A 24,998-nucleotide genomic window follows, 5' to 3' on the forward strand; every position below is an offset into this window, starting at 1 on the left:
AATAGTTTTTCGTAAATAAAGTAAATCAAAACTTTTAACAAATGAAAAAACTATTTTTACCTCTGGCTTTAGTTATCATTTTAACTACATCGTGTAATGATGACGATTCTTCAATGACAACTCCTGATCCGATTCCAGTTGATCAAACTCCAACACCGGCTCAAGAATTAAAATTAATTACCACAAGTAATACATCAGGAAAAATTTCATTTACCGATTTATTAGCAACAACGCCTACCGCAAAAAGTTTTACAATTAGTTCAACTGATGCTGATGGTGTATATTACGATAATTTCAAAGACCAAGTTGTTTTAGCTTCTAGAACAAATAATAGAGTAGAAGCTTATGGTGGTTTACGAAATGCTATCATAGGTGGCGCTACTACAATAGATTTATCATTTTCTTCTTCATCAGATTTTACCAATGCAAGAGAAATTGCAGTATCGGGCGATAAAGTTGTTGTTGCGCAAGATCAAAATGCAGGAAATGGAAACATTAGTAAATTTTATGTTTACCAAAGAAATACTGCAGGATTCACACTTTTAAATACCTATACAGTTGATATAAAATTATGGGGAATCCATCTTGATGGAACAACTATGTATGCAATTGCTGATAACACTAGTGATTTAGTTGTATATAATAATTTCTTTGCTAATGCTACAGGTTCAATTTCAGCTTCTAAAAGAGTTACAATTGAAGGTTTAACAAGAACACACGGAATCACATATTCTCCTCAAGACGATGTAATGGTGTTGTCTGATGTAGCATCAGCAGCTAGCGCAACCGACGGTGGTTTAGTAGTTATTAATAATTTTACTACTGTACTAAACTCTACAAATAATTTGGGAACAATTGCTATGAACAATCAAATTAGAGTGTACGGTCCTAATTCTATGTTAGGAAACCCTGTCGACGTTGCCTATGATCATGTTACAAATTCTATTTATGTAGCTGAACGATTAAATGGCGGCGGTTTAGTTTTAAAATTTGCTTTCCCAACAATGTCTGGAGATGCAACGCCACAAATGAATAGAGTGGAAGCTGGTGTAACAGCAGTTTATTTACACAGAAGATAGGTTAGTTATTTTATAATAGGTTTAAAAGCTTCAGGATTTATATTCTGAAGCTTTTTTTATGGTTTGTAGTTTTTAAAAGTACCATTTTTAAAAAAAATCACAATCCTTTCAATTTCTTGATTATTTGGACTTTCAAAATTCGAAATTTCATTTACTCTTTTTTCAGAGGAAGCTATTACCGAAGTTTGCTCAATTGTTGAAAATAAATCAGGCTCAGAAGTGTTTATTTCTGATTTAGAATTTTCTACTTGAATTTTTTCAACTTCATTTTGAAGTGGAGAAGGAGCATCCGATTTTGGAAAAGTTCCATTACCATTTAAAATCCAATACAAATCTACCTCAGGAAAAACATCAATAACTTTTATTATAAAATCTAAACTTGGTTTATTTCTACCAGAGAGTAGGTGAGACAAACTAGAACGTTGTACATTAATTTTATCTGCAAAAGCTGAAGCAGATAAATTGTAATATTCAAGTATAATTTCCAAACGTTTTATAAAATCATCGATGTTTACCATTGTAAATAATGTTTAAATCATAAATAGTTACAAATGTAAACAATAAGTAAGAATTAACAAAGTTTACAATTGTAAAAAGTTGAAATAATATTAAATTTTAACTTTACTTAATAATATTTAATTATATGATTATTAAGATATTAATAAATATAAAATATCAAATGTTAATATTGTAAATACCTGCATTTAGCCATGCTAACAAGGTGGCTTTTATTAGTTTACAAAAGTAAATTAAAAGACTTTTTTTGGTGTTTACAAATGTAAAAATAAAGTTGTTTACATTTGTGAATCAAAATTAGAACATGAATTATTTACAATTAGCAACAGATTTTATTCAGCCAAAACTCAAAGGAAAATACATTCACTTAGAAACAATTTTACCAATATTAAACAATTTAAATTCGGATTTTAAAGTATCGGAAATTGGAAAATCAGTTCAAGACAGAGCTATATATAAAGTTGAATTTGGTGTTGGGAAAACAAAAATTTTGATGTGGTCACAAATGCATGGAAATGAATCTACAACCACTAAAGGACTGTTTGATTTTTTTAATTTTCTACAATCAGATTCAGAATTGGCTAAAAATATAAAGGAGAATTACACCTTATTATGTATTCCAATGTTAAATCCTGACGGTTCTTATTTATATACTAGAGAAAATGCGAATGCAGTAGATTTAAATAGAGATGCGTTTTTAGCTACTCAACCTGAAATGAAGGTATTACATGCTATTTATAATAGTTTTCAACCAGACTTTTGTTATAATTTACATGATCAGCGTACTATTTTTGGTACAGAGGGTTTTAATTTGCCTGCAACAGTTTCTTTTTTATCTCCAGCTTATAATGAGGAGAGGGCTTATAATGACGTTCGTTTAAAAGCAATTCAGGTTATAAATAAAATGAATGACTTTTTACAACAATATATTCCGAATCAAATAGGGCGTTTTGATGATAGTTACAACGTGAATTGTACTGGAGATTATTTTACAACACAAAATACACCTACAATATTATTTGAAGCGGGGCATTACAATAATGATTACGATAGAGATTTGGTTAGAAAATTTGTTTTTATTGCGCTTTTAAGTTCGTTTACTGTTAGTTACGAAAACGTTATAGTTGATAACGAATTGACTAAATATTTGAATATTCCTCAAAATAATAAAAGTTTTTATGATTTTATTTATAAAAATGTCAAAATTATTGATAATAATGAGGAAAAAATAATTAACTTTGCAGCTCAATACTCTGAAGTAGTTTCTGAAGGAGAATTAAAATTTGTAGCTGAGATTGTTAAAATTGATGATTTACAAAATTTTAATGGACATGAAGAATACGATTGTTCAGGCGGTTTATTTTCGGCAAATGGTGATAATTTCCCAAAAATTGGAGATAAAGCTAGTTTTTTTATAAATAATTTAACAGAATTTAACAACGGAGTAAAAATTATTTAATAAATTTGCCTTAAGTATTGAATTTAAATCAAAAATTTAACAATTATTATAAGCACTTATGAGTAAGTTTCGTTTAGATGAAGTAGATCATCAAATTTTAGACATGTTGATTGATAATACGAGAGTTCCTTTTACAGATATCGCAAAAAAATTATTAATTTCTGCTGGTACTGTACATGTTAGAGTTAAAAAAATGGAGGATGCAGGTATTATTCAAGGTTCTTCATTAACTTTAGATTATGAAAAATTAGGATATTCTTTCATTGCGTATGTTGGGGTTTTCTTACACAATACGTCTCAAACTAAATTTGTATTAGAGAGAATTAATCAGATTCCATTCGTAACTGTTGCTCACGTAACTACTGGAAAATTTAATATTTTCTGTAAAATTAGAGCTAAAGATACTAAACACGCTAAAGAGGTTATCTTTATGATTGATGACATCGAAGGTGTTTACAGAACTGAAACAATGATTTCTTTAGAAGAAAGTATCAATGACAAAAAACGATTGATGCATACAATTTTTAAAGAATTGTAATATATGAAGCCTCTTAATGAGGCTTTTTTTATACATTATATTGAAATGAAAAATTTACAATCAAATGAATTTGCTCCTTATTATGAGAACTACATTAAATTAGTTCCCGAGCAAGATATAGTAAAAGGGCTAAAACAGCAAAAAGAAGAATTATTGCATTTTTTTAAGTCTATTCCTGTGTTTAAACATGAGTTTCGTTATGCAGAAGGAAAATGGACTATTAAAGATATTATTTTGCATTTGATTGATGCAGAGCGCATCTTTGCTTATAGAGCTTTACGTATTGCTAGAAATGACGGTACAGCTTTACCTGGTTTTGAAGAAAATGATTATGTGGTTTTTGCAAATGCAAATGATAGGGAATATGAAAGCTTATTAGCAGAATATGAAATTGTAAGAAATGCGACTATAAGTTTGTTTCAAAATTTTTCAGAAACAGAATTATTACGAATAGGAACGGCTTCAAATTGCAGTGTTTCTGTTCGTGCAATTGGTTATATAACCTTAGGGCACGAATTGCATCATAAAAACGTCATTTTAGAAAGATATTTATAAAATAAAAGGGATTCAAATTGAATCCCTTTTTTATTAATCTTCGTCGTCTTCGTCTTCTGAATCTTCGATATCATCTGAATCATTAGTTTCATCTTCATCGTCGTCATCTTCATCGATATCTAAATCTTTTAATCCTGCGATTTTTTCATCTGGTACAGCTACAACGTCATCTTCAATAATATCATCTTCATCGTAGTTTTCAATTCTATCAGCTAATTTAGTACTTACTTTTACTAAGTAAATTGTATCTTCTGTACGAACTTCTACAGCTTCAACAGTTTCATTTTTAGCATTTTTAAAACGAATAACATCAGAATCGTCATATCCGTCAGGAAATTTCTCAACTAGCAAGGTTAAGATTTCATTTGTTAATTTAGCGTAATCAACAATAACTCTTTTCATTGGGTAGGTTTTAATCTTGTATTTTGTTCAAATGTACTATCCTAAAACTAAATTTTCAAACAAATTGAAATATTTTTTTCAAAAAAATTACCAGCCTAAAACGTATGCAAACATTAATGGTGCAACTATCGTAGCGTCAGACTCAACGATAAATTTAGGAGTTGCAATATCTAATTTACCCCAAGTGATTTTCTCATTTGGAACTGCTCCTGAATACGAACCATAACTAGTTGTTGAATCAGAAATCTGGCAGAAATAGCTCCAAAATGGTACATCATGCATTTCCATATCTTGATATAACATAGGTACTACACAAATAGGGAAGTCTCCAGCGATACCTCCACCAATTTGGAAAAATCCAATTCCTTTTCCTTCACAGTTTTTAGTATACCAATCTGCTAACCACATCATATACTCAACACCACTTTTCATTGTAGTAGCTTTGAATTCTCCTTTGATACAGTAAGAAGCAAAAATATTACCCATTGTACTGTCTTCCCATCCAGGAACTACAATTGGCAAATTCTTTTCAGCTGCAGCAACCATCCAAGAATCTTTAGGATCAATTTCATAGTATTGTTCTAATACTCCAGAATTAATCATTTGGTACATAAATTCATGTGGAAAATAACGTTCACCTTTAGAATCTGCATTGTTCCAAATGTCGAATAAGTGTTGTTGTAATCTTCTGAAAGCTTCTTCTTCAGGAATACAAGTATCAGTTACACGGTTGTAATGGTTTTCTAATAAATCCCATTCTTCTTGTGGTGATAAATCTCTATAATTAGGAACTCTTTTATAAGAATTATGAGCAACTAAGTTCATGATATCTTCTTCTAAATTAGCTCCAGTACAAGAAATAATATGTACTTTATCTTGGCGAATCATTTCGGCTAATGATTTCCCTAATTCAGCTGTACTCATTGCACCAGCTAAAGTAATCATCATTTTTCCGTTATCTAATAGATGCTCTTCGTATCCTTTTGCTGCATCAACTAAGGCTGCAGAATTGAAATGAAGGTAATGTTTCTCAATAAATTGACTAATTGGTCCTTTGCTCATTATTTCTTATTTTATTGTTCTTTCTTTTTGTTGTATCCTAAAATTTCTAAAACGTCTTCGGCTTTTTGTTGCTCAGAAAAGACTTCTGTTGCAATAATTCCGTTTTTGTCCTTATCAATTAAAATATGCTTTGGTTGTGGTAAAATACAGTGACTTAATCCTCCAAAACCACCAATTGTTTCTTGATAAGCTCCAGTGTTAAAGAAGCCTATGTATAAAGGTTTTTCTTTATTGTATTTTGGTAAATATACCGCATTCATGTGTTGTTCTGAGTTGTAATAATCGTCACCATCACAAGTGAGTCCACCTAAAAGCACCCTTTCGTAAGTATCATTCCATCGGTTAACGGCCATCATTACGAATCGTTTGTTGATTGCCCAAGTATCTGGTAAAGTAGTGATAAATGAAGAGTCAATCATGTTCCAGTTTTCTCTGTCATTTTGCTTTTTCTGATACAATACTTGATATAAAGCACCACCTGCTTCTCCTACAGTAAACGAACCAAACTCAGTAAAAATATGAGGAACATCTACTTCTGCATCGTCACAAGCAATTTTGATTTGATTTAAAATTTCGTCTACCATATATTGATAGTCGTAATCAAATGCTAATGAATTTTTTATAGGGAAACCACCACCAATATTCAAACTATCTAATGTAGGACATTCCTTTTTTAAAGCAATGTATACTTTCATACATTTTAATAATTCATTCCAATAGTAGGCTGTATCTCGAATTCCAGCGTTAATAAAAAAGTGTAACATTTTAAGTTCTACTTTTTTATTGTCTTGTATTTGTTTTCTGTAGAATGGTACGATGTCTTTATAACCAATTCCTAAACGAGAAGTATAAAACTCAAATTTAGGCTCTTCTTCGGCAGCAATTCTAATTCCAATTTTGAATCTTCCGTCGATTTGTTCTTGTAATAAGTCTAATTCTTCGAAATTATCAATAACCGGAATTGTGTTTTTATGTCCATTATTAATTAATCGTGCAATGTTTTCAACATATTGAGCTCTTTTAAAACCGTTACAAACAACAAATGTGTTTTTGTTGATTTTTCCTTGCTCCATTAAGTTTTCTACAATATTAATATCAAAAGCAGATGAAGTCTCAATATGAATGTTGTTTTTTAAAGCTTCGTTTAAAATGAATTCAAAATGCGAACTTTTTGTACAGTAGCAGTAGAAGTATTTAGCTTCATAACCGTGTTTTTCCATAGAATTACGGAACCACATTTTAGCACGATTGATATTTTGAGAAATTTTAGGTAAGTAGGTGAATTTTAAAGGAGTTCCATATTCTTCAACTAATTTCATTAAATCAATACCATGAAACTGAAGTTCATCTTTGTTTAATGTGAATTCTTCTTGAGGAAAATAAAAAGTCTGATTAATTAAGTCGTAATATTTAGTGTTCATTTTTGAATAAAAGATTAAAATTAAAAAAGCTTAAAAGTATACTTGATTAATTTTAATTTCAAACCCTAATATTTGCAAATCGAATCAATAATTTTTCATTATATGTCTTCAAATGCTGGAATAAATCAATTATATGGAAGCAGAAAACAGAAAAAAACAAACGATCAATAATAAATAAATCGGTATTCCTATTATTTAGAATTCGGTTGTAATTGTTTTTATTGTTGTTTTCTTTCATGCCTGCAAAGTTAAAAAATAAAATGGCTATAATTTAAAGAAAAATTAAAAAAATAATTAAATCGTGTAATCTTCAAAAGCTTTAAAAATCAAATCATTATCAGCTTCTTGATTGATTTTTATTTTTCCAATTCCATCAAGCAAAGCAAATTGAACTTTTCCAAATTCATTTTTCTTGTCGTAAATTAATAACTCTATGATTTGATTGATGTCTTCTTGATTAAATTCAACACGCTCAAAAATATCATTGATAATGTATTTTATTTCATGATATTCTTCGTTTGAAATGAGATTTTTTTCTTTAGAAATATAACTTTCCAATATCATTCCAACAGCAATTGCTTCACCGTGAAGTAAACTTTGTTTTTCTTCGTTTTCTAAAAAATAACTCTCAATTGCATGTCCAAGAGTGTGACCAAAATTCAGTGCTTTTCTAATGCCATTTTCAGATAAATCTTCGCAAACAATGGTGTTTTTTATTTGAATTGATTGATGAATTAACTCATTTAAATCATCTGTATTCAAGTCAGTTAAATTTTTAAATTTATCCCAATATGCTTTATCAAAAATTAAACCATGTTTTAACATTTCTGCCAAACCAGAACGCATTTCGTTTTGTGGTAAAGAAGCTAAAAATTCTGTATCAACAATTACTGCTTTTGGTTCTCTAATGATTCCGATTTGGTTTTTTAGGTTACCTAAATCAATTCCATTTTTACCACCAATTGAAGCATCAACCATAGATAACAATGTGGTAGGAATATTTATAAAATCTATTCCTCTTTTAAATGTACAAGCGACAAATCCACCTAAATCAGAAATTACACCACCACCTAAATTTATTAGAATGCTTTTACGATCACCTCCTAATTCAGACAACGCCGACCAAACTTCAGTACATGTTTGAATGTTTTTGTGAATTTCTCCAACTTCTAATTCAATAATTTCAATTTCAATTTCAGTAGCCAAATTATTTAATAAATGAGGTAAACAGTATTGAGACGTGTTTTCATCTACCAAAATGAAAATTTTAGAATAGGAAGAAGTTGTTAAAAACGAAGCTAATTTTTCGTAGCCAGTTTCATTAAAATATACAGAATAATTAGTTGCTTGAATAGTTTGCATGAAAATGTGTAAAATTTGGTTGCAAAATACGTCATTTTTTATTTATTATTCGATAAGTGTGCAGTATATTTGTATCACTTTTTATTAAAAATACAATGAACACTTTATTTAACAATACAGAAGTTGCTTTTGCCTTGAAAAGTGACACCGAATTAGAAAGAGCTTATTTTTTATTCAAATTAATCGATAGTCAGCCATTAGTTAGAATCGGTACCGCAGTTACAAATTTTGCTTTAAAAGCCCATTTACCTGTTGAAGGATTAATTCGTTCTACCGTATTTGATCACTTTTGTGGTGGTGTTAATGAAGATGATTGTCTTCGTGTAGTGGATAAAATGTTTACAAAAGGAGTTTCTTCTGTATTGGATTATTCGGTTGAAGGAAAAGAAGAAGAAGAGCAATTTGAAGCAGCTTTGGCAATGACATTAAAAACAATTGAGTTTGCTAAAGAGCGCGAAGCTATTCCGTTTGCGGTATTTAAACCAACAGGTTTTGGACGTTTGAGTTTGTATGAAAAAGTAGGTGAGAAAGCTATCTTAACTAATGATGAACAAGCAGAATGGGATAGAGTAGTAGCACGTTTTGATAAAGCTTGTAAATTAGCATTTGATAAAGATGTTTTATTGTTAATTGACGCGGAAGAAAGTTGGATGCAAGATGCAGCTGATGCTATTGTGGCTGATATGATGCGAAAATACAACAAACAAAAAGCTATTGTTTTTAATACTTTGCAAATGTATCGTTGGGATCGTTTGGATTATTTGAAAGGTTTGCATGAGCAAGCAAAAAATGAAGGTTTTTATATTGGAATGAAATTGGTTCGTGGGGCTTACATGGAAAAAGAAAATGATAGAGCAGCAGAGCGTGGATTAAAATCTCCAATATGTGTTTCGAAAGAAGCAACAGATGTTAATTATAATGCTGCCGTGGTATATATGGTTGAAAATATAGACAAAATGGCAATTTTTGCTGGAACCCATAATGAAGAAAGTTCGTATAAGTTAATGCAATTAATGGAAGAAAAAGGAATTGCTAAAAATGACAAACGTATTTTCTTTGGTCAATTATTAGGAATGAGCGATAATATTAGTTTTAATTTGGCTGCTAATAGTTATAATGTTGCTAAATATTTACCATTTGGTCCTGTAAGAGATGTTATGCCATATTTAATAAGAAGAGCGGAAGAGAATACTTCGGTTGCAGGACAGACAAGTAGAGAGTTAACATTGATTAAAAAAGAAAAGGAGAGAAGAAAATTATAATATTTTCTTAAAGTTGTTTTTTTTTACAAATAAAAGATTAAATTTGATTCATTAATCATAAAACTTTTATAGTATGAAAAAAACTTTACTTTTATTTACTTTATTTTCTGCATTTTCATTTGCTCAAGTAAATGTTAACATAACTGGTCCAATTACATTTGGTGGTGCCTCTTTTGGAATGTTATATGATGCAGGAGATTTACAAGGTACCTTAACTAGTGTAACAATTACAGCAACATTAACAGCATCTGTAAATGAAACTTATGCAGATGATTTAACAATTGCTGTTGCAGATGGAAATTCATTATCAACTGCAAACTTTCTTTTTCAAGGTGGAGGATATTCTAATTTTGGAGCTCCAGATCGTCAATCTTGGCCAAATGGCGGTTCAGATGTTGTTGGAACTGTTGTATCAGGAACTATAACTTTAGCTTCAGGAATTGATTTTACAGCTAACCCAGCTTATGCAATTTTTTTAGGTAATGGTTATGCAGATGCTCAAACTCCTACGAATTCTGGAACTTGGAGCAATATTTCAATTACATTAAATGGTGTTACTGAAACACCTGCTTCTGCGAGTGACTTTAATTCAAACTCATTTACAATTTATCCTAACCCAGTATCTAATGTTTTAAATATCTCTAATTCAAATAATTTTGATGTTAAAGGTATTTCTATAACAGATATCAATGGTAGAGTAGTTAAAAATCAAACAGGTTCATTAACTCAAGTTAATGTAGCTGATTTAAATGCAGGAGTTTATTTTGTAACTATCGAAGCTTCTGAAGGAAAAACAACTAAGAAATTCATCAAACAATAATTTCTTTTAAATAGATTTAAAATAGAAACGACCAGCTAATTACTGGTCGTTTTTTTTCTTTTTATCACTGTTCATCATTAGCATTATAGCGCCAACTAATCCTAGACACACCAACGTAAAAACAATAATCATAATAAATGTTCCATTACTGTGTGAATAAAGTGGTAATAATAAATTTGCCATAGTTACAAAGGTTAGAATTTACACAAATATAAATGTAACCATTTATTTATTACCTGATAATTATCATGTAAATTTATTCGAGAAATTTAGCTTTTAATTCAGTTGTTGGAATCATGCAAGCGTCTTTTTTACCATACCATTTGTAGCGATTTTTTGCTACATAATCGTAAACGAAATCTCTTATTCCCGTCGGTAATATCGTAAAAACAGTTGCTAAAGTAAAAATACCACTCAATCCTTTTGCAATTTGCAAAGCAGCTGTTGATTTGTAATAATAGGAAATTCCAGGTTCATACAACACGATACTATCCGTATGAATAGGATTAATTCCAATATGTTTTAAAATTTTATGTCCTAATTCTGACTGTAATGATACAAATCTGAAAACATCTTTTTTATCATGTTTTATGACATATTGAACTGAAGTATCGCATAAATTGCAAACGCCATCAAACAATATTATCTTTTTATCTAAAGGTAAATCTTGTATTTCCATAAATTAAGTTCAAGTTCAATAACAATTTCAAAATTTAAAATATATTATTCTATATTGAGTTATATTGGTTGTACATATTCCAATTGATCTAAACTAACTTTAGAAGTGAAAATACCATAATTTACAGTTGCTTTTGTTTTTTCAATTGTATCAATTGTACCAATAGCTTTTCCGTCTTTCATGCGCACACGATCACCAACTTTTAGAATGACTTTTGGTTTGTTTTCTTCTTCAATTTTAGCTTTAATTTTCTTTTCTTTTTTTACCGCTCTAATTTCTTCGACTTTGACTTTTACTTCTTCTTCGACTTTTTTCTGAATGACTTCTTTTACTTTTTTCTCTTTTGCAGTAAGCTTTTTACGTTTTGAATTTTCAATTTCAACCATTTTTAAAAACTCACCAATTAAAGTCTTTTTGTCTTTGTTGTTAAAGTAACTCTCCGAAATATCATCAATCTTTTGACCAATGTAAATCAAACGTTGGTTAGCATCATACAGTTCTTGATAACGCTCTAATTTATCTTGAATTTTAGCATTTATGTTCTCCATTTTCTTGCTTTCTTCACGTGCTTTACTTTCTTCTTCTTTTAAAGTAAGAGAGGTTTTTTCAAGTTTTGAACGTTCTTTTTGAAGTGTAGCAATGGTTTTATCAAAACGAACTTTTCCACCCTCAATTTTCTTTTTAGCACGATTAATTAATCCGTATGGAATACCATTTTTCTGAGCAACTTCAAACGTAAAAGAACTACCAGCTTGACCTAAAATTAGTTTGTACATTGGTTCTAGCGATTTTTCATCGAACATCATATTAGCATTAGAAGCATAAGGCAGTTCGTTAGCTAATATTTTTAAGTTGCTGTAATGTGTTGTTATAATTCCGAAAGCTTCTCGAGCATAAAATTCTTCCAAGAAAGTTTCAGCTAAAGCACCTCCTAATTCGGGGTCAGAGCCTGTTCCAAATTCATCGATTAAAAATAAGGTTTTTGCATTACATTTCTTCAAGAAGTAATTCATATTCTTCAATCGGTAGCTGTAAGTACTTAAGTGATTTTCAATAGATTGATTGTCGCCAATATCTGTTAAAATTCTATCGAATAAAAACGTTTCACTACGCTCATGAACCGGAATTAATATCCCGCTTTGTAACATTAATTGAAGTAATCCAACGGTTTTTAATGAAATCGTTTTTCCTCCCGCATTTGGTCCCGAAATCACTATAATACGACTTTTATTATGTAATTCGATGGTTTGCGGATAGGTAACCGCTTTCTTTTCTTTATTGTTTAAATACAAAATAGGATGGAAGGCTTCTCTAAAAAATAATCGTTTTTCTTCGATGATATTGGGAAGGATTCCATTGATTTTGTTAGCATATTTGGCTTTCGCAGCAATAACATCAATATCACTTAAAAAGTCTTGATAAGCTGCTATTGTTTCCGTAAACGGACGGATTTCATTAGTCAAACGCTTTAAAATTCGCATGATTTCTTCACGCTCTTCATATTCTAAATTGTTTAATTCACGCGAATAACGTTGGGCTGCTTCTGGTTCAATATAGGCAATACTTCCTGTTTTAGAACTTCCTAAAATAGCACCTTTTACTTTTCTTCGATACATCGCTAAAACAGCTAAAACTCTACGATTTTCAACTACTGTTTCTTTAATGTCATCTAAATAACCTAACGAATTATATTGGCTCAATGCCATACCAAAACTTTGGTTGATTTTACCTCGTACCACATTAATACTTCGTCGAATATCCACTAAATCAGGCGAAGCATTGTCTTTGATGATTCCAAATTTATCAACCACTTCATCAATGCGTTGGATAATGAGTTTTACAACATCAATTTGCGATGCTTTTTGATATAGATTGGGATAATAATCTTCAAATTTCTTTAAAAATTGAATCATTGTTATCGCCGTTTCCGAAAGGTTCGCAATTTTTTTGAAACTACCCACTTCAAGAAAACTATCTTCGATAGCTAAGAATTTTAATTCGTAGTTGATATTCTCAAATCCGTGATTTGGAATGGCGTTATTATTGGAAAATGAGGATAAATATTCGGAAGTTTGCTTTAAGTTAATTAGCAATTCTTCTTTATTTTTAAACGGAGTTATTTCCATTGCTTTAGCTTCTCCAATATCGGTGTTGCAGCGACTAGCAATGGTTTCTAAAATCGTATTAAATTCTAAATCTTGTAGCGTTTTTTCTGTAATCGAAATCATTTTTCTTTTTCTCTTAGGTCAAAGTTACAAAGTAATAAATCCATATTGCAACAGAAATTTATATTTTTGGTAAAAATTATAAAATGTTTATCAAAAACCCTACTTGGCAAGCCTTATTAGCTACTGAGTTTCAGAAGCCATATTTTGTTGAACTCATGCATCAAGTGGAGCAAGAATATGCTAATAGCACTTGTTATCCGCCAAACGAATTGATTTTTTCTGCTTTTGAACAGTTTGATTTTCAAGATACGAAAGTGGTAATTATAGGACAAGATCCGTATCATGGAACTGGAGAGGCGAATGGTTTATGTTTTTCGGTGAATGATGGTGTAGCGATTCCACCTTCGTTGAAAAATATTTTTACTGAAATTAATAACGAATATGATAGAATTCTTTTTCCAACTTCGGGTAATTTAGAACGTTGGGCAAAGCAAGGAGTATTGTTGCTAAATGCTGGTTTAACGGTAAGAAAAGATCAGGCTAATAGCCACAAGCACTTGAAATGGAATGTTTTTACCGATGCTGTAATTAATTTGATTAATCAGAAATCTGAAAATGTGGTTTTTCTTCTTTGGGGCAGTTTTGCTCAGAAAAAAGGTAAACTTATCGATCGAAATAAACATTTGGTATTAGAAAGTGGACATCCATCACCCTTAAGTGCTAACCGAGGTATGTGGTTTGGAAATAACCATTTTAAATTAACGAATGCATATTTGAGAGAAAATGGGAAAGGTGAGATTGAGTGGTAACGTTTTGTGTCTTAAAAATGTGGTGTAAATGCAACACCAATCCATAACATATATAACAAAACATTCCATTCAGCAGCGGATTTTCCGTAGGAAATCTGGAAAGTAGTTATTGAAGTAAAACGGTGTTGTGTAAAGTTTTATTCCGCAACTTGTTTTAATAGTTCCGCAATTTTTGGTTCGATTTCTCCGTTAAATTTTAATTCATAAGCTTTTTTGTTTGTTAACATTTGATAAAAAACACAAGCGTTTAAAAAAGCTCCATATTTGTTAGGATGACTATTATCTTCATAAAGTTCAATTTCGGGATAATTTGTCAAAACCTCGTAAAATTTGTTTCCATTGTCAGATTTTAACAAGTTGTTTTTCCGTGCAACTGAATCGTAAGATTCATTAATTAAATTGATTTCTTGTTCTAAATTCTCAAGAATAGGCGAACAACATCTTTCTTTTAATATTGATTTGTCTATCATTCTTGATGGATAGCAATATTGTTGAGGATATTCGTTTTTGGATGGCCAAGTGTTAAATAGTATGAATTTACAATTCGGATTAGAAACCAATTTTTTGATTTCAGAAATTGCTTTGTTTGTAATAAGCTCACGGTTTTCAGGAATTAAAACACTTATAGTTCCAGTTTGTAAAATAACTATATCCCATTTTTTCTCAGCAATCTTAATTTCCGTTTCTGTTTTTTCGCCTTCTTCTTTTTGCCTTGTATTAATTCCGTTTTCCGTTCTCGATGTTATTATATCAGATAAATGTCCATCTAATGATTGTCCAGGAAAAGTGCTTTGTTCAACTCTTATATTGGGGTTTGTTTCATTCAGCATTTTTTGTAAAGTCTGTGGCATATCGTAGAAATATGTTAAGCTGTTCCCAATAAATAATACATTTATTTCTTTCGCCGTTTTTTTATGTTGCGACTTGCAGCTAATTGTAGTTAGTGTTATTAAAATCAGCAGAATTTTTTTCATAAATCATGGTTTTTCTCTAATTACTAGCAACGTTCTGCAACTTGCTCTTAGTGGTGTTGAACCAACACAAAGCCATTACGAATATAACAAAACATTCCATTCAGCAGCTGATTTTTGGTAAGAAAATTCTGAATTATTCATTGAAGTAAAATGCTGTTGTGTAAAGTTTTTTTAGTTCGTTTCAAGTTGTCCAATTTTCTTTTTTGTTAAATTAATTTTTAATTGTAAAAAACAATTTCCACCATCATCGACGTCAACTAAATATTCTCTCCAATTTTCAGCTGGTTCTTCACAAAAACAATTAATATAAACTTCTTTTTGTCCATTTTTGTTTATGTACACCAAATATTGTCTATGATAATTTTCAAGATTTATATAATCTGTACCAAAGTGAATTGTTGGGTTTCTTTTTTCACTTTTATTGTATTTATTAACTTTTTTTACCAATTCGTTTTCAGCGTAAAGAAATTCACTTAAAGATAGTTTACTTTCAGTACAGTTTTCAAAATAAGTTTTAGAATTCTTTTTAAATGGTAGTATTGCAACTTTCGAAGTGTCAATCGTTTTTATCGCAGGATTTATTACTTGTGAAATACAAGAATTGTATAGTAGCAAAAGTAAAAATATCTTAAAATTATTCATCAGGCTAAAATGTTACACAACGTTCCCACGTTTTGCGAGGTTGCGAGCTTCGTAACCGAGTATTTTCTGTTACCACTAAACTTCTTGCGAAATGTAAATGTGAATTTACTACAAAATTCGTAATCTTGCCAAATGCGTGTTGTACGTTCGTTTTTATATTTTCTGTTTGATAATATAGATTTTTTCTTTGTTCAATTCTTCTTTTCTAAAGTTATAATTAAGAAAAACTATATCATTGATAACTTGCATTCTTTTCGTTCGTTCTTCGTTTAGTTTTTTGGATTTATAGTTAAGAAATGCTTCAATACATTTGTCTGTTTCATCTCCACAATCTAAAACTACAATAAATTTATAATATTCAGTTTGGTTAATTTTACATTCCTTATATTTCAGTTTATGTGCATCAACAAATAAATTTTTTTTCTGAATCGCACTGAATCGATTATTTTCAGTTGTTATACATTTCACTTCAGCTAATATTTTGATTGGATTTTCAAAGTCAATATCAAAACCTTTTGTATTTGGACCAATCGCGTCAACCTTCGTTTTCAATTCAAGTTTAGTTTCATCAGAAAACCCAAATTTCTCACATAATGTATCTACGAAACTCAATGTTAACTTTAGTGTTAAAACATTATTTATGTCACTCAAAGTTGATTTAAGACGGAGATAATTATTTGTCGTGAACTTTTCAGTAAAATTTGAATAATTACCTGTTAAAACACCTAAAGTATTATCTATTTTATCGTTTAGATATTTTAATCTAGTTTCAAAATTCTGATTCATTTGTTTTTAATTTAGTTTTCGTTTCGTTGGGCTAAAATGAAGCACATCTAATAAATATCATCAACTTTATACAACAATTTATATAAAATTAATTCACCGTAAACTCTAAAGTATTTGACGGTATACCCGCTGTTGTGGTTTTAATTGTTACCATCACGGCATTTTCAGAATTCAAAGAAGCAATTTCAGGTTCAATTTTAATACGATATTGACCTGCCGTTAATGTAATATCAACCTCATATTCGTAGTTGGTATCTAACGCGTCTAAAACGGGTATACCAGAAATATAGCTCCCCACTTGGTTTTCACCTTCAATTACCGTTATGTTTGATGGTGCTATAAATTCCCAAACACCATTTGCGTTCTTTTTTTCTAAAGTGTAATTAAAAAAGAACTTTCTTGAAGTAGTTGTTAAATATAAATCAAATGGATTGCCTCCAGATTGTGGTAATATCCTTGGATAAAAACAAGAAACATTTACTTGGTTTCCTGATGCATTTACCTCAATTAAATTATTTGAAATAACGGTTGTTGCCGCAAAAAATTCATCATCATTTTCAGTGCATCCTGTAAATAATAAGGCGATGATTGCTATTTTTAAAAAGTATATGTGTTTTTTCATGATGGTTTCAATTAAAATCGGTATCCTAAATTTATTCCTAAACGTGCAACAGTAGAAGGGCTATCTTCATTGAATAAGTTTTTCCCAATTCCAACCGTTAAATCTAACAAAAAGCTTTCTTTAAAATACAGTTTGTATCCTATAGAACCTCCAATAGCCACATCGTTATAATCATTTTTGGTAACTACTACATAATCTGCAGAACCATTATTTAACGTAGTTAATTCTTTAAATTCTCCACCGTTAACATTCACAAAACCTTCTAAGTAATATAAATTAGTAGCGCTTTTAGACATGGCATAACGTACATAAGGTATTACTTGATAATCAATTAATGTACGAGTATCGTCTGTTAGAAAATCATCGGTTTTACTTTTTTTATTGAAAACGATTCCTGTAACACCGACAGAAACATTTTTGTTTAGAAAACGTTCATATGAAATGCCTAACCTTCCATTTGCAATTAAGTTTAATGCATCTAACTTAATTTCGTTTTTTTTAGATAAAACTAGTGGTACTATCGAATCATTTATAGGCTTTTCGTTAGTTTGAGAAAAAGCACTAAAGCCAAGGAAGAGTGCAAATAAACAGCTTATTTTTTTCATATATAGGGATAATATTTCTGTAAATATAGAAAATATTATCAATTAAAAGTAAGAGCTCCTAAAATTTCTTCACTCATAAATTTACCTCCCGGATATGTGGCAGTATAGTCTAAATTCATCCAAATTTGACCTCTTTCATCAATGTGATAATGAATTTGTTGGTTATGACTTTCTTGCTTAAAAAGTTCTTCCTTAATAAGGTAAATTGCGGTTTCTAAATCGTTCTTGTTACCAATTAACATTTCAGGATATAAATGACCACCTGTGTGAATAATTCTTGGTGTTCCTCCAACTGCTTTAATACAAGCTGCCATAAGAATAGCATGATCGTCGCAATCACCTGAAAAATGTTGCAAACTTTCGGAAGCATAAGCAATGTATTCTCTTCCTTTTGGATCATTAACATAATTCCAGTGATTTCTAATTTCTTTAAAAACAGCAAAACATTGAATCATTCTACGGGTTTCACCTGTTTGCTTAATTTCTTTGAAATGCTTTGTAGTGGCATACAAGGCAAAATTTCTAACTTTTGGATTGGTGAAATCTACAGCATCAATAATTTTAGATTTGTTAGGAAAAGGGAGCAACTTGGCAATAATTAAATCTTGAGGATTTGGATTTTCACTCATAGAATAAATCATGTAACGATAATCTTCAAAAACTCTATTAAAGCCATAATTTCCAAATAAGGTTCCATAAACCAAAGCGATTATATAGATAAAAATAATTAAGATAATTATGGTTTTTACCAATCGCAACAGTAATTGAATCGCAACCACAATCACTACAAAAATAATTATTCTATCAAAATGTATTACCCAGTCTAAATCTACTAAATTTTGATGGGCAATTAAAAAGGTAGGTATAGCAATAAGAATATTTAAAACAAATATGACAACATTATCCCATGGCTTCGGTAAAGAAAGCTTTTCTTTGAGTTCTGCTATAGTGGGAATTTTAATTGTCATTTCGTTTAAAACGATAAAAATACGGAATTATTTAAGTATCGACTCTTTTGGAAGTTTTTTCTCGATAATTTGAAGCTTCAAAAGCTGTTCCATTATTTTATCTAATGTTGGGTTCGTCATTTGTTTTTGGGACCAACGCGTTAATTTTAACCATTCCTGAATTGCTTCTATTTTTTGGTTGTATTTGGAAGCTAAGGTTCTGTCAATGCTTGGAATCATTTTAAATTCCTCAGTTGTCGTATTGATTATATCTAAAATTTGTTCAATTACTTTTGGATATTGCTCCAAAACTTCATTACGAACTGCAATTACAAAACAAGGCCATGGAGTAGGGCAGTCGGCAATTCTTCTAAAAATACCATTATCCACTAATGGTTGTGTCATAAAACGTTCCCACATGAAATAATCCGCTTTTTCTGAAGTCAGACTTTCAACCGCGCCATCAATGGTATTTACGATTTCGAATTGTAGATTTTCAGTATTCCAATTCTGATTTTGCGCATTCACAATACTCATCAAATGCGAACCCGAACCCATGCGAGAAATGGCTATTTTTTTGTTTTCTAAATCGGAAAGTGTTTTATAATTAGAATTAGCAGCAACGTGAATTCCCCAAATTAAAGGGCTTTGCACATAAACTTGTACAATCTTACTCGGATTTCCAGCAGCGATGTCTTTGATAATACCTTCGGTAAGAATTACAGCAATATCGGTTTCTCCATCACGAAGCATTTGACACATTTTACCTGTTCCTTCTGGAACATCAGTCCATTGTAAATCGATTCCCACGGCTTCAAATTCGCCATCTTCGATACACATGTGCCAAGGTAAGTTGAAATGCTCTGGGACGCCTGCAATCTTTATAGTTTTCATAGTTTTTAATCTAAAATCGAAACTTGATGTTGAAAAAGTCTATGGAACACAGATTTAAAAAAATTATTTAAATTTTAAAAATTTCTTAAATCTGTGTTCCTTTTGATTAATTTACTAATTTATTCAATGTATATTCAATCAACTCATCTACAGCTTTATATGGATCTTCACTGAAAGTACCAGTTGCACGGTTAGCGATGATAGCATTTAACGATAAACAGTTATGACCTAATAATTTTCCTAGACCATAAATAGCTCCAGTTTCCATTTCTAAATTAGTCATTCGCGTTCCGTTGAAATTGAAACTATCCATTTTAGCATTTAACTCAGGATCTTGAATGCCTAAACGCACCACACGACCTTGTGGACCGTAAAATCCGCCAGCGGTTCCTGTGAATCCTTTGAAAATTATTTCGCTTTCTAAACGTTTTTCTAGAGTTTTACTGCAAGAAATCACGTACGGACGACCTTTTCTCATGTCCCAATTTGTTTGAGCAATAAACGCTTCTTCCATTTCAGTTTCCGAAATTTCATCAATTAAATAAGAGCGAAGCATATTGTCTAATCCTAAACCATACTGACTCATTACAAAACTATCAACTGGAATATCCACTTGTAACGAACCCGAAGTTCCGATACGAACAATGTTCAATGAAGTTAATTCTTTTTTAACGGTTCTTGTTGCTAAATCAACGTTTACCAACGCATCTAATTCGTTCATTACGATGTCAATGTTATCTGGACCAATTCCAGTTGAAATAACCGTAATTCTTTTGCCTTTGTAAGTTCCTGTTTGTGTTTTAAATTCGCGTTTTTGAGTAGTAAACTCAATAGAATCAAAATGTTTTGTAATTTTTTCAACACGATTTTGATCACCTACGAAAATGATATCATTTGCAATTTGTCCTGGTTTTAAATTGATGTGATAAACACTTCCGTCAGGGTTTAATATTAATTCTGAATCTTTAATCATTTTTTAATTGTTTATTGTTAATAGTTTGTTGTTTTGTTTGTAGTTCAACCATTAACTTTTAACCACCAACTCTTTTAGTTTTGAATCCTTTGTCTTGCAAAATTTTCATGATTTTATCACGATAATCGCCTTGAATGATTATTTCGCCATCTTTAAAGCTTCCGCCAACAGCCAATTTGCTTTTGATTTCTTTTGCTAAGATTTTAAAATCTTCTTCTTCGCCTTCGTAACCAGAAATTATAGTGGTAGGTTTTCCTTTTCGCTTTTCATATTTACAAATCATTGGTTCTTTTTGAACGAATAACTCATGAGGAATATCCTCAGTAGCTTCCGGTTCGTTAGAAACTTTATGGTCTGGAAATAGTTTATTTAATTGTTCGCTTAAATCCATTTTTAATTTTTTGGAACACAGATTAGAAAAATTTTAATAATCTCTATAATCTGAATGATTTAATTTTAATTAATTATTTTATTTTTTGAAACACAGATTTGAGAAATCTTAAAAAATCAATAAATCTATATAATCAATATTCAAATTTAATTATCTTTTTTTCTTCTTTAAATCGTTTGTGAAAATTTTTCTAATGAATTGCGGGTCTTTCCCAAAATTTAAAATTAAGCCAACTTCACAATCGGTTGCTTTTAAATAATTTAATAATTGATTTTCATGAATATCGGTTAAGTATTCAACGCATTTTAATTCAACAATTATAGAATCATTTATAATTATGTCTGGGATATATTCTCCAACAATTTCATTTTTATAATATACATTCACTTTTTTCTCAGAATCAATTTTATAACCATTATTCTTGAGTTCGATTAGCAATGCTTTATGATATACTTTTTCTAAAAAACCAAAACCTAATTCATTGTAAACATTGTAATAAATCCCAATTATAGATTTAGTTAATTCTTGATGCGGAAAATTTTTCATAATTACTTTGTATGGCGTTTAAATATTTAATTTTTATTAATTTGAAAAGGGATTTAAGAAATTTTTAAAATTATTAAGATTTCTTCAATCTGTGTTCCAAAGGCAAACCTGTTATTGTGTTTAAAAACAAAAAAGACATCAAGAAAACTCAATGCCTTTTCTATCCATTATAAAATTATTTATTTCTTAATCAATCCTAATTCAATTAATCTTTCAGTTAAAAATTCACCAGCAGTGATGTCTTCGTATAACTTAGGATTTTTTTCATCGATACATTCAGATAAGCAATTTAAACTCATGTCACTTACTGGATGCATGAAGAAAGGAATTGAATAACGAGAAGATCCCCACAATTCTCTTGGTGGATTAACCACTTGGTGAATTGTAGATTTTAATTTGTTATTAGTGTGTCTAGATAACATATCTCCAACATTAATCATCAATTCGTCAGGTTGTGCAATCGCATCAACCCATTCGCCATTGTGATTTTGTACTTGTAATCCTTTTCCTTGTGCACCCATTAATAAGGTAATCAAGTTGATATCACCGTGAGCTGCTGCGCGAACGGCACCATCTTTAGGTTCATCAGTAATAGGAGGATAGTGGATTGGTCTTAGAATACTGTTACCATCTTTGATAAATTTGTCAAAGTACAATTCATCTAATCCGATGTAAAGTGCTAAAGCTCTTAAAACATAAACACCAGTTTTTTCTAGCATTTGATAAGCTTCTTTACCAACTTCGTTGAATTTAGGTAATTCAGTTACATCAACATTATCAGGATATTCTCCAGCCCATTTAGAACCTTCAGAAACATACTGACCAAAATGCCAAAACTCTTTTAAATCTCCAGCTGAGCGACCTTTAGCATGTTCTTTACCAAAAGAAACATAACCTCTTTGTCCGCCAATACCTGGAATTTCGTATTTAGCTTTGGTTTCAAGTGGAAGATTAAAGAAGTTACGCACTTCTGAATACAAACCTTCTACTAATTTGTCATCTAAAAAATGACCTTTTAATGCTACGAAGCCAATTTCTTCGTAGGCTTTTCCGATTTCATTTACAAATTTTTGTTTACGTGCCGGATCATCCGACAGGAAATCACGTAAGTCAACACTAGGAATTTGTTGCATACTTAAACTTTATTGTTAATAAATCAAATGGGCTTTAACCCAAGTAAATACAAATGTAAATAAATATTTTAATATCAAAAAAGTAAAGTTATTAACATTTAAAAAATGTATTTTATTTAAACTCAACAGATTGCTTTTGAAGGTTTATTTAGATTGTAAATTTAACATCTATTTTGTGTTTTATTTTTTATAACATTTTGCTTTCAAAATGTTATTTTTATTACTTTTGAGCAAAATTTAATCGTTCCATTATCATGAACTTTGAAAGAAAAGATTTATCGAATTCACAACTACTTGATTTATATAAGAAAATATTAAAACCAAGACTAATTGAAGAGAAGATGTTGATTCTTATCCGTCAAGGGAAAGTATCAAAATGGTTTTCAGGAATCGGACAAGAAGCGATATCTGTTGGTATTACTTCAGTTTTGGATAAAGATGAATATATTTTACCAATGCACCGAAATTTAGGTGTATTCACTACAAGAGAAATTCCGTTGCATCGCTTGTTTTCACAATGGCAAGGAAAGAAAAACGGATTTACAAAAGGTCGTGATAGAAGTTTCCACTTTGGAACCCAAGAATACAAGATTATTGGAATGATTTCGCATTTAGGTCCACAATTAGGAATTGCTGACGGAATCGCTTTAGCTAATAAATTAAGAAAAAATGGTAAAGTTACTGCTGTTTTCACTGGCGAAGGAGCAACATCTGAAGGTGATTTTCACGAAGCATTGAATATTGCTGCTGTTTGGGAATTACCGGTTTTATTTGTGATTGAGAACAATGGTTATGGATTATCAACTCCAACAAATGAGCAATACCGTTGCGAAAACCTTGCTGATAAAGGTGTAGGTTACGGAATGGAAAGTCATGTTGTAGATGGAAATAACTTGTTAGAAGTTTATCATTTGATTTCGGAACTAAAAGCTTCAATGGTAGATAATCCACGTCCTGTTTTATTAGAATTTAAAACGTTTAGAATGCGTGGTCATGAAGAGGCGAGTGGTACGAAATACGTTCCGCAAGAATTAATGGACATGTGGGCGGTAAAAGATCCTGTAGAAAATTATAGAAGTTATTTGAAAGCAACAGCTGTTTTATCGGATGAAGAAGATGAAGCAATTAGAGCTGAAATTAAGAAAGAAATTGATACCGATTGGGCTAAAGTTCAGGAAGAACCTGCAATCGTAGCCTCTTTAGAAGAAGAATTAGGTGATGTTTATAAACCTTATGATTTTGAGGAATTTAATCCATCTTCAGAAGTAGAAAATATCCGTGTGATTGATGCGATTTCGAATGGTTTACGTCAGTCTATGGAACGCCATGAAAATTTAGTTATCATGGGACAAGACATTGCAGAATATGGTGGAGCTTTCAAAATTACAGATGGTTTTGTAGCGCAATTTGGTAAAGAAAGAGTTAGAAATACACCAATTTGTGAAAGTGCTGTTGTTTCAGCTGCAAATGGTTTATCAATTAATGGATATAAAGCGGTAATGGAAATGCAATTTGCTGATTTCGTTTCAACAGGTTTTAATCCAATAGTAAACTTATTAGCAAAGCAACATTACAGATGGCAAGAAAAGTCAGACGTAGTGGTGCGTATGCCTTGTGGTGGTGGTACACAAGCTGGACCTTTCCATTCGCAAACAAATGAGGCTTGGTTTACCAAAACACCAGGTTTAAAAGTAGTTTATCCAGCATTTCCTTATGATGCGAAAGGATTGTTGAATACTGCTATTAATGATCCAAATCCAGTATTATTCTTTGAACATAAACAATTATATAGAAGTGTTTATCAAGATGTTCCAAAAGATTATTACACATTGCCTTTTGGAAAAGCGTCTTTAATTAAAGAAGGAAATGATGTAACGATTATTTCGTTTGGAGCAGGGGTGCATTGGGCATTAGAAACGTTAGCAAACAATCCAGAAATTAAAGCAGATTTATTAGATTTAAGAACATTACAACCAATGGATTGGGATGCAATTTATGCTTCAGTTAAGAAGACAAATAAAGTAATTATTCTGCAAGAAGATACGTTATTTGGTGGAGTTGCTAGTGATATTTCAGCTATGATTATGGAAAACTGTTTTGAGTATTTAGATGCTCCAGTAAGAAGAGTTGGAAGTTTAGAATCGGCTATTCCATTCATGAAAACATTAGAAGATCAATATTTACCTAAAGGTAGATTTGAAAAGGAATTAAAAGAATTATTGGCTTATTAATTTCACAATAATAAATTATTAAAAAGACATCTTCGGGTGTCTTTTTTTATGGCATATTTGATTTACTATTTATTTTAAATCCGTAATACATTTAGTACATTTACAAAATCGAATCATTTTCT

Annotated in this window: 26 protein-coding genes; 8 read left to right on the plus strand and 18 right to left on the minus strand. The window is 30.6% G+C overall.

Features of this window, described 5'->3' with window-relative positions:
• The first annotated feature begins 41 nt into the window (after nucleotides 1-41).
• Nucleotides 42-1,079 (plus strand): hypothetical protein, encoded by a 1,038-nt coding sequence (locus tag LOS89_RS06040; protein WP_231836927.1) that lies wholly within the window; start codon nucleotides 42-44, stop codon nucleotides 1,077-1,079.
• A gap of 56 nt (nucleotides 1,080-1,135) precedes the next feature.
• Here the strand turns inward: LOS89_RS06040 and LOS89_RS06045 are convergent, their stop codons facing one another.
• Nucleotides 1,136-1,597, minus strand: a complete 462-nt coding sequence (locus LOS89_RS06045; RefSeq protein WP_231836928.1) for a helix-turn-helix domain-containing protein — start codon at nucleotides 1,595-1,597, stop codon at nucleotides 1,136-1,138.
• Nucleotides 1,598-1,899: 302 nt separating this feature from the next.
• Here LOS89_RS06045 and LOS89_RS06050 point away from each other — a divergent pair, with 302 nt between their 5' ends.
• Genes LOS89_RS06050 through LOS89_RS06060 form a run of 3 tightly spaced genes read left to right on the plus strand, consistent with a single transcriptional unit; the run spans nucleotide 1,900 to nucleotide 4,147 of the window.
• Nucleotides 1,900-3,054, plus strand: a complete 1,155-nt coding sequence (locus tag LOS89_RS06050) for a M14 family metallopeptidase (RefSeq protein ID WP_231836929.1) — start codon at nucleotides 1,900-1,902, stop codon at nucleotides 3,052-3,054.
• A 58-nt stretch (nucleotides 3,055-3,112) separates the two neighbouring features.
• A complete protein-coding gene (locus LOS89_RS06055) occupies nucleotides 3,113-3,592 on the plus strand; it encodes an Lrp/AsnC family transcriptional regulator (RefSeq protein ID WP_026726210.1) in 480 nt (159 codons plus the stop codon).
• Nucleotides 3,593-3,637: 45 nt separating this feature from the next.
• Nucleotides 3,638-4,147: a DinB family protein gene (locus LOS89_RS06060; RefSeq protein ID WP_231836930.1), complete on the plus strand. Its 510-nt coding sequence runs from the start codon at nucleotides 3,638-3,640 to the stop codon at nucleotides 4,145-4,147.
• A 33-nt stretch (nucleotides 4,148-4,180) separates the two neighbouring features.
• Here LOS89_RS06060 and LOS89_RS06065 read toward each other — a convergent pair whose 3' ends face one another.
• The 4 genes from LOS89_RS06065 to aroB all read right to left on the minus strand — a co-directional run bounded on the left by LOS89_RS06065 (nucleotide 4,181) and on the right by aroB (nucleotide 8,394).
• Nucleotides 4,181-4,549 carry a DNA primase gene (locus LOS89_RS06065; RefSeq protein WP_231836931.1) on the minus strand — a complete coding sequence of 123 codons (369 nt, stop codon included), beginning with the start codon at nucleotides 4,547-4,549 and terminating at the stop codon, nucleotides 4,181-4,183.
• Between the two features lie 87 nt (nucleotides 4,550-4,636).
• A complete protein-coding gene (locus LOS89_RS06070) occupies nucleotides 4,637-5,611 on the minus strand; it encodes a deoxyhypusine synthase family protein (RefSeq protein ID WP_231836933.1) in 975 nt (324 codons plus the stop codon).
• An 11-nt stretch (nucleotides 5,612-5,622) separates the two neighbouring features.
• Nucleotides 5,623-7,032, minus strand: a complete 1,410-nt coding sequence (locus LOS89_RS06075) for a type III PLP-dependent enzyme domain-containing protein (RefSeq protein ID WP_231836934.1) — start codon at nucleotides 7,030-7,032, stop codon at nucleotides 5,623-5,625.
• A 294-nt stretch (nucleotides 7,033-7,326) separates the two neighbouring features.
• A complete protein-coding gene (gene aroB, locus LOS89_RS06080; protein ID WP_231836935.1) occupies nucleotides 7,327-8,394 on the minus strand; it encodes a 3-dehydroquinate synthase in 1,068 nt (355 codons plus the stop codon).
• A 95-nt stretch (nucleotides 8,395-8,489) separates the two neighbouring features.
• On the opposite strand from aroB, the gene LOS89_RS06085 reads away from it, so the two are divergent.
• Together LOS89_RS06085 and LOS89_RS06090 are read left to right on the plus strand one after the other, a co-directional pair.
• On the plus strand, nucleotides 8,490-9,656 hold the full coding sequence (locus tag LOS89_RS06085; protein WP_231836937.1) for a proline dehydrogenase family protein: 1,167 nt from the start codon (nucleotides 8,490-8,492) through the stop codon (nucleotides 9,654-9,656).
• 73 nt (nucleotides 9,657-9,729) lie between these two features.
• A complete protein-coding gene (locus LOS89_RS06090; RefSeq protein ID WP_231836938.1) occupies nucleotides 9,730-10,476 on the plus strand; it encodes a T9SS type A sorting domain-containing protein in 747 nt (248 codons plus the stop codon).
• Between the two features lie 256 nt (nucleotides 10,477-10,732).
• Here the strand turns inward: LOS89_RS06090 and LOS89_RS06095 are convergent, their stop codons facing one another.
• Both LOS89_RS06095 and LOS89_RS06100 read right to left on the minus strand, forming a co-directional pair.
• Nucleotides 10,733-11,155, minus strand: a complete 423-nt coding sequence (locus tag LOS89_RS06095) for a thiol-disulfide oxidoreductase DCC family protein (RefSeq protein ID WP_231836939.1) — start codon at nucleotides 11,153-11,155, stop codon at nucleotides 10,733-10,735.
• A 59-nt stretch (nucleotides 11,156-11,214) separates the two neighbouring features.
• Nucleotides 11,215-13,383 carry an endonuclease MutS2 gene (locus tag LOS89_RS06100; protein WP_231836940.1) on the minus strand — a complete coding sequence of 723 codons (2,169 nt, stop codon included), beginning with the start codon at nucleotides 13,381-13,383 and terminating at the stop codon, nucleotides 11,215-11,217.
• Between the two features lie 83 nt (nucleotides 13,384-13,466).
• On the opposite strand from LOS89_RS06100, the gene ung reads away from it, so the two are divergent.
• Complete coding sequence (gene ung, locus LOS89_RS06105; RefSeq protein WP_231836941.1) at nucleotides 13,467-14,132, plus strand: uracil-DNA glycosylase; 666 nt, start codon at nucleotides 13,467-13,469, stop codon at nucleotides 14,130-14,132.
• Nucleotides 14,133-14,269: 137 nt separating this feature from the next.
• Here ung and LOS89_RS06110 read toward each other — a convergent pair whose 3' ends face one another.
• The 11 genes from LOS89_RS06110 to LOS89_RS06160 all read right to left on the minus strand — a co-directional run bounded on the left by LOS89_RS06110 (nucleotide 14,270) and on the right by LOS89_RS06160 (nucleotide 22,645).
• Nucleotides 14,270-15,106, minus strand: a complete 837-nt coding sequence (locus LOS89_RS06110; RefSeq protein WP_231836942.1) for an SGNH/GDSL hydrolase family protein — start codon at nucleotides 15,104-15,106, stop codon at nucleotides 14,270-14,272.
• Nucleotides 15,107-15,277: 171 nt separating this feature from the next.
• Nucleotides 15,278-15,748 (minus strand): hypothetical protein, encoded by a 471-nt coding sequence (locus tag LOS89_RS06115; RefSeq protein ID WP_231836943.1) that lies wholly within the window; start codon nucleotides 15,746-15,748, stop codon nucleotides 15,278-15,280.
• 153 nt (nucleotides 15,749-15,901) lie between these two features.
• On the minus strand, nucleotides 15,902-16,534 hold the full coding sequence (locus LOS89_RS06120) for a hypothetical protein (RefSeq protein WP_231836944.1): 633 nt from the start codon (nucleotides 16,532-16,534) through the stop codon (nucleotides 15,902-15,904).
• Nucleotides 16,535-16,622: 88 nt separating this feature from the next.
• Entirely contained in the window at nucleotides 16,623-17,156 is a 534-nt protein-coding gene (locus tag LOS89_RS06125; protein ID WP_231836945.1) for a hypothetical protein, read from the minus strand.
• An 11-nt stretch (nucleotides 17,157-17,167) separates the two neighbouring features.
• Nucleotides 17,168-17,761 (minus strand): hypothetical protein, encoded by a 594-nt coding sequence (locus tag LOS89_RS06130; protein WP_231836946.1) that lies wholly within the window; start codon nucleotides 17,759-17,761, stop codon nucleotides 17,168-17,170.
• 38 nt (nucleotides 17,762-17,799) lie between these two features.
• Nucleotides 17,800-18,729 (minus strand): transglutaminase-like domain-containing protein, encoded by a 930-nt coding sequence (locus tag LOS89_RS06135; protein WP_231836947.1) that lies wholly within the window; start codon nucleotides 18,727-18,729, stop codon nucleotides 17,800-17,802.
• 27 nt (nucleotides 18,730-18,756) lie between these two features.
• Nucleotides 18,757-19,602: a substrate-binding domain-containing protein gene (locus tag LOS89_RS06140; RefSeq protein WP_231836949.1), complete on the minus strand. Its 846-nt coding sequence runs from the start codon at nucleotides 19,600-19,602 to the stop codon at nucleotides 18,757-18,759.
• Between the two features lie 106 nt (nucleotides 19,603-19,708).
• Complete coding sequence (locus tag LOS89_RS06145; protein ID WP_231836950.1) at nucleotides 19,709-20,575, minus strand: nucleoside phosphorylase; 867 nt, start codon at nucleotides 20,573-20,575, stop codon at nucleotides 19,709-19,711.
• 58 nt (nucleotides 20,576-20,633) lie between these two features.
• Nucleotides 20,634-20,966: a translation initiation factor gene (locus LOS89_RS06150; RefSeq protein ID WP_231836952.1), complete on the minus strand. Its 333-nt coding sequence runs from the start codon at nucleotides 20,964-20,966 to the stop codon at nucleotides 20,634-20,636.
• Between the two features lie 150 nt (nucleotides 20,967-21,116).
• Nucleotides 21,117-21,512 carry a GxxExxY protein gene (locus LOS89_RS06155; RefSeq protein WP_231836954.1) on the minus strand — a complete coding sequence of 132 codons (396 nt, stop codon included), beginning with the start codon at nucleotides 21,510-21,512 and terminating at the stop codon, nucleotides 21,117-21,119.
• Nucleotides 21,513-21,691: 179 nt separating this feature from the next.
• Complete coding sequence (locus LOS89_RS06160; protein WP_231836956.1) at nucleotides 21,692-22,645, minus strand: isopenicillin N synthase family dioxygenase; 954 nt, start codon at nucleotides 22,643-22,645, stop codon at nucleotides 21,692-21,694.
• A 254-nt stretch (nucleotides 22,646-22,899) separates the two neighbouring features.
• Between LOS89_RS06160 and LOS89_RS06165 the strand changes: the two genes are divergently transcribed.
• Complete coding sequence (locus LOS89_RS06165; RefSeq protein WP_231836958.1) at nucleotides 22,900-24,876, plus strand: alpha-ketoacid dehydrogenase subunit alpha/beta; 1,977 nt, start codon at nucleotides 22,900-22,902, stop codon at nucleotides 24,874-24,876.
• Nucleotides 24,877-24,998 lie beyond the last annotated feature (122 nt).

The organism is Flavobacterium channae (assembly GCF_021172165.1).
Taxonomy (GTDB): Bacteria; Bacteroidota; Bacteroidia; order Flavobacteriales; family Flavobacteriaceae; genus Flavobacterium; species Flavobacterium channae.

What these genes read in the sequence shown, in the direction of transcription:
- LOS89_RS06165 (WP_231836958.1), top strand. Translation starts at nt 22,900, where the DNA reads ATGAACTTTGAAAGAAAAGATTTATCGAATTCACAACTACTTGATTTA.
- LOS89_RS06095 (WP_231836939.1), bottom strand. Translation starts at nt 11,155, where the DNA reads ATGGAAATACAAGATTTACCTTTAGATAAAAAGATAATATTGTTTGAT.
- LOS89_RS06100 (WP_231836940.1), bottom strand. Translation starts at nt 13,383, where the DNA reads ATGATTTCGATTACAGAAAAAACGCTACAAGATTTAGAATTTAATACG.
- LOS89_RS06040 (WP_231836927.1), top strand. Translation starts at nt 42, where the DNA reads ATGAAAAAACTATTTTTACCTCTGGCTTTAGTTATCATTTTAACTACA.
- LOS89_RS06070 (WP_231836933.1), bottom strand. Translation starts at nt 5,611, where the DNA reads ATGAGCAAAGGACCAATTAGTCAATTTATTGAGAAACATTACCTTCAT.
- LOS89_RS06055 (WP_026726210.1), top strand. Translation starts at nt 3,113, where the DNA reads ATGAGTAAGTTTCGTTTAGATGAAGTAGATCATCAAATTTTAGACATG.
- LOS89_RS06160 (WP_231836956.1), bottom strand. Translation starts at nt 22,645, where the DNA reads ATGCAACAAATTCCTAGTGTTGACTTACGTGATTTCCTGTCGGATGAT.
- LOS89_RS06130 (WP_231836946.1), bottom strand. Translation starts at nt 17,761, where the DNA reads ATGAAAAAAATAAGCTGTTTATTTGCACTCTTCCTTGGCTTTAGTGCT.
- LOS89_RS06140 (WP_231836949.1), bottom strand. Translation starts at nt 19,602, where the DNA reads ATGAAAACTATAAAGATTGCAGGCGTCCCAGAGCATTTCAACTTACCT.
- LOS89_RS06155 (WP_231836954.1), bottom strand. Translation starts at nt 21,512, where the DNA reads ATGAAAAATTTTCCGCATCAAGAATTAACTAAATCTATAATTGGGATT.
- LOS89_RS06065 (WP_231836931.1), bottom strand. Translation starts at nt 4,549, where the DNA reads ATGAAAAGAGTTATTGTTGATTACGCTAAATTAACAAATGAAATCTTA.
- LOS89_RS06115 (WP_231836943.1), bottom strand. Translation starts at nt 15,748, where the DNA reads ATGAATAATTTTAAGATATTTTTACTTTTGCTACTATACAATTCTTGT.
- LOS89_RS06120 (WP_231836944.1), bottom strand. Translation starts at nt 16,534, where the DNA reads ATGAATCAGAATTTTGAAACTAGATTAAAATATCTAAACGATAAAATA.
- LOS89_RS06050 (WP_231836929.1), top strand. Translation starts at nt 1,900, where the DNA reads ATGAATTATTTACAATTAGCAACAGATTTTATTCAGCCAAAACTCAAA.
- LOS89_RS06125 (WP_231836945.1), bottom strand. Translation starts at nt 17,156, where the DNA reads ATGAAAAAACACATATACTTTTTAAAAATAGCAATCATCGCCTTATTA.
- LOS89_RS06090 (WP_231836938.1), top strand. Translation starts at nt 9,730, where the DNA reads ATGAAAAAAACTTTACTTTTATTTACTTTATTTTCTGCATTTTCATTT.
- ung (WP_231836941.1), top strand. Translation starts at nt 13,467, where the DNA reads ATGTTTATCAAAAACCCTACTTGGCAAGCCTTATTAGCTACTGAGTTT.
- LOS89_RS06150 (WP_231836952.1), bottom strand. Translation starts at nt 20,966, where the DNA reads ATGGATTTAAGCGAACAATTAAATAAACTATTTCCAGACCATAAAGTT.
- aroB (WP_231836935.1), bottom strand. Translation starts at nt 8,394, where the DNA reads ATGCAAACTATTCAAGCAACTAATTATTCTGTATATTTTAATGAAACT.
- LOS89_RS06045 (WP_231836928.1), bottom strand. Translation starts at nt 1,597, where the DNA reads ATGGTAAACATCGATGATTTTATAAAACGTTTGGAAATTATACTTGAA.
- LOS89_RS06060 (WP_231836930.1), top strand. Translation starts at nt 3,638, where the DNA reads ATGAAAAATTTACAATCAAATGAATTTGCTCCTTATTATGAGAACTAC.
- LOS89_RS06135 (WP_231836947.1), bottom strand. Translation starts at nt 18,729, where the DNA reads ATGACAATTAAAATTCCCACTATAGCAGAACTCAAAGAAAAGCTTTCT.
- LOS89_RS06075 (WP_231836934.1), bottom strand. Translation starts at nt 7,032, where the DNA reads ATGAACACTAAATATTACGACTTAATTAATCAGACTTTTTATTTTCCT.
- LOS89_RS06110 (WP_231836942.1), bottom strand. Translation starts at nt 15,106, where the DNA reads ATGAAAAAAATTCTGCTGATTTTAATAACACTAACTACAATTAGCTGC.
- LOS89_RS06085 (WP_231836937.1), top strand. Translation starts at nt 8,490, where the DNA reads ATGAACACTTTATTTAACAATACAGAAGTTGCTTTTGCCTTGAAAAGT.
- LOS89_RS06145 (WP_231836950.1), bottom strand. Translation starts at nt 20,575, where the DNA reads ATGATTAAAGATTCAGAATTAATATTAAACCCTGACGGAAGTGTTTAT.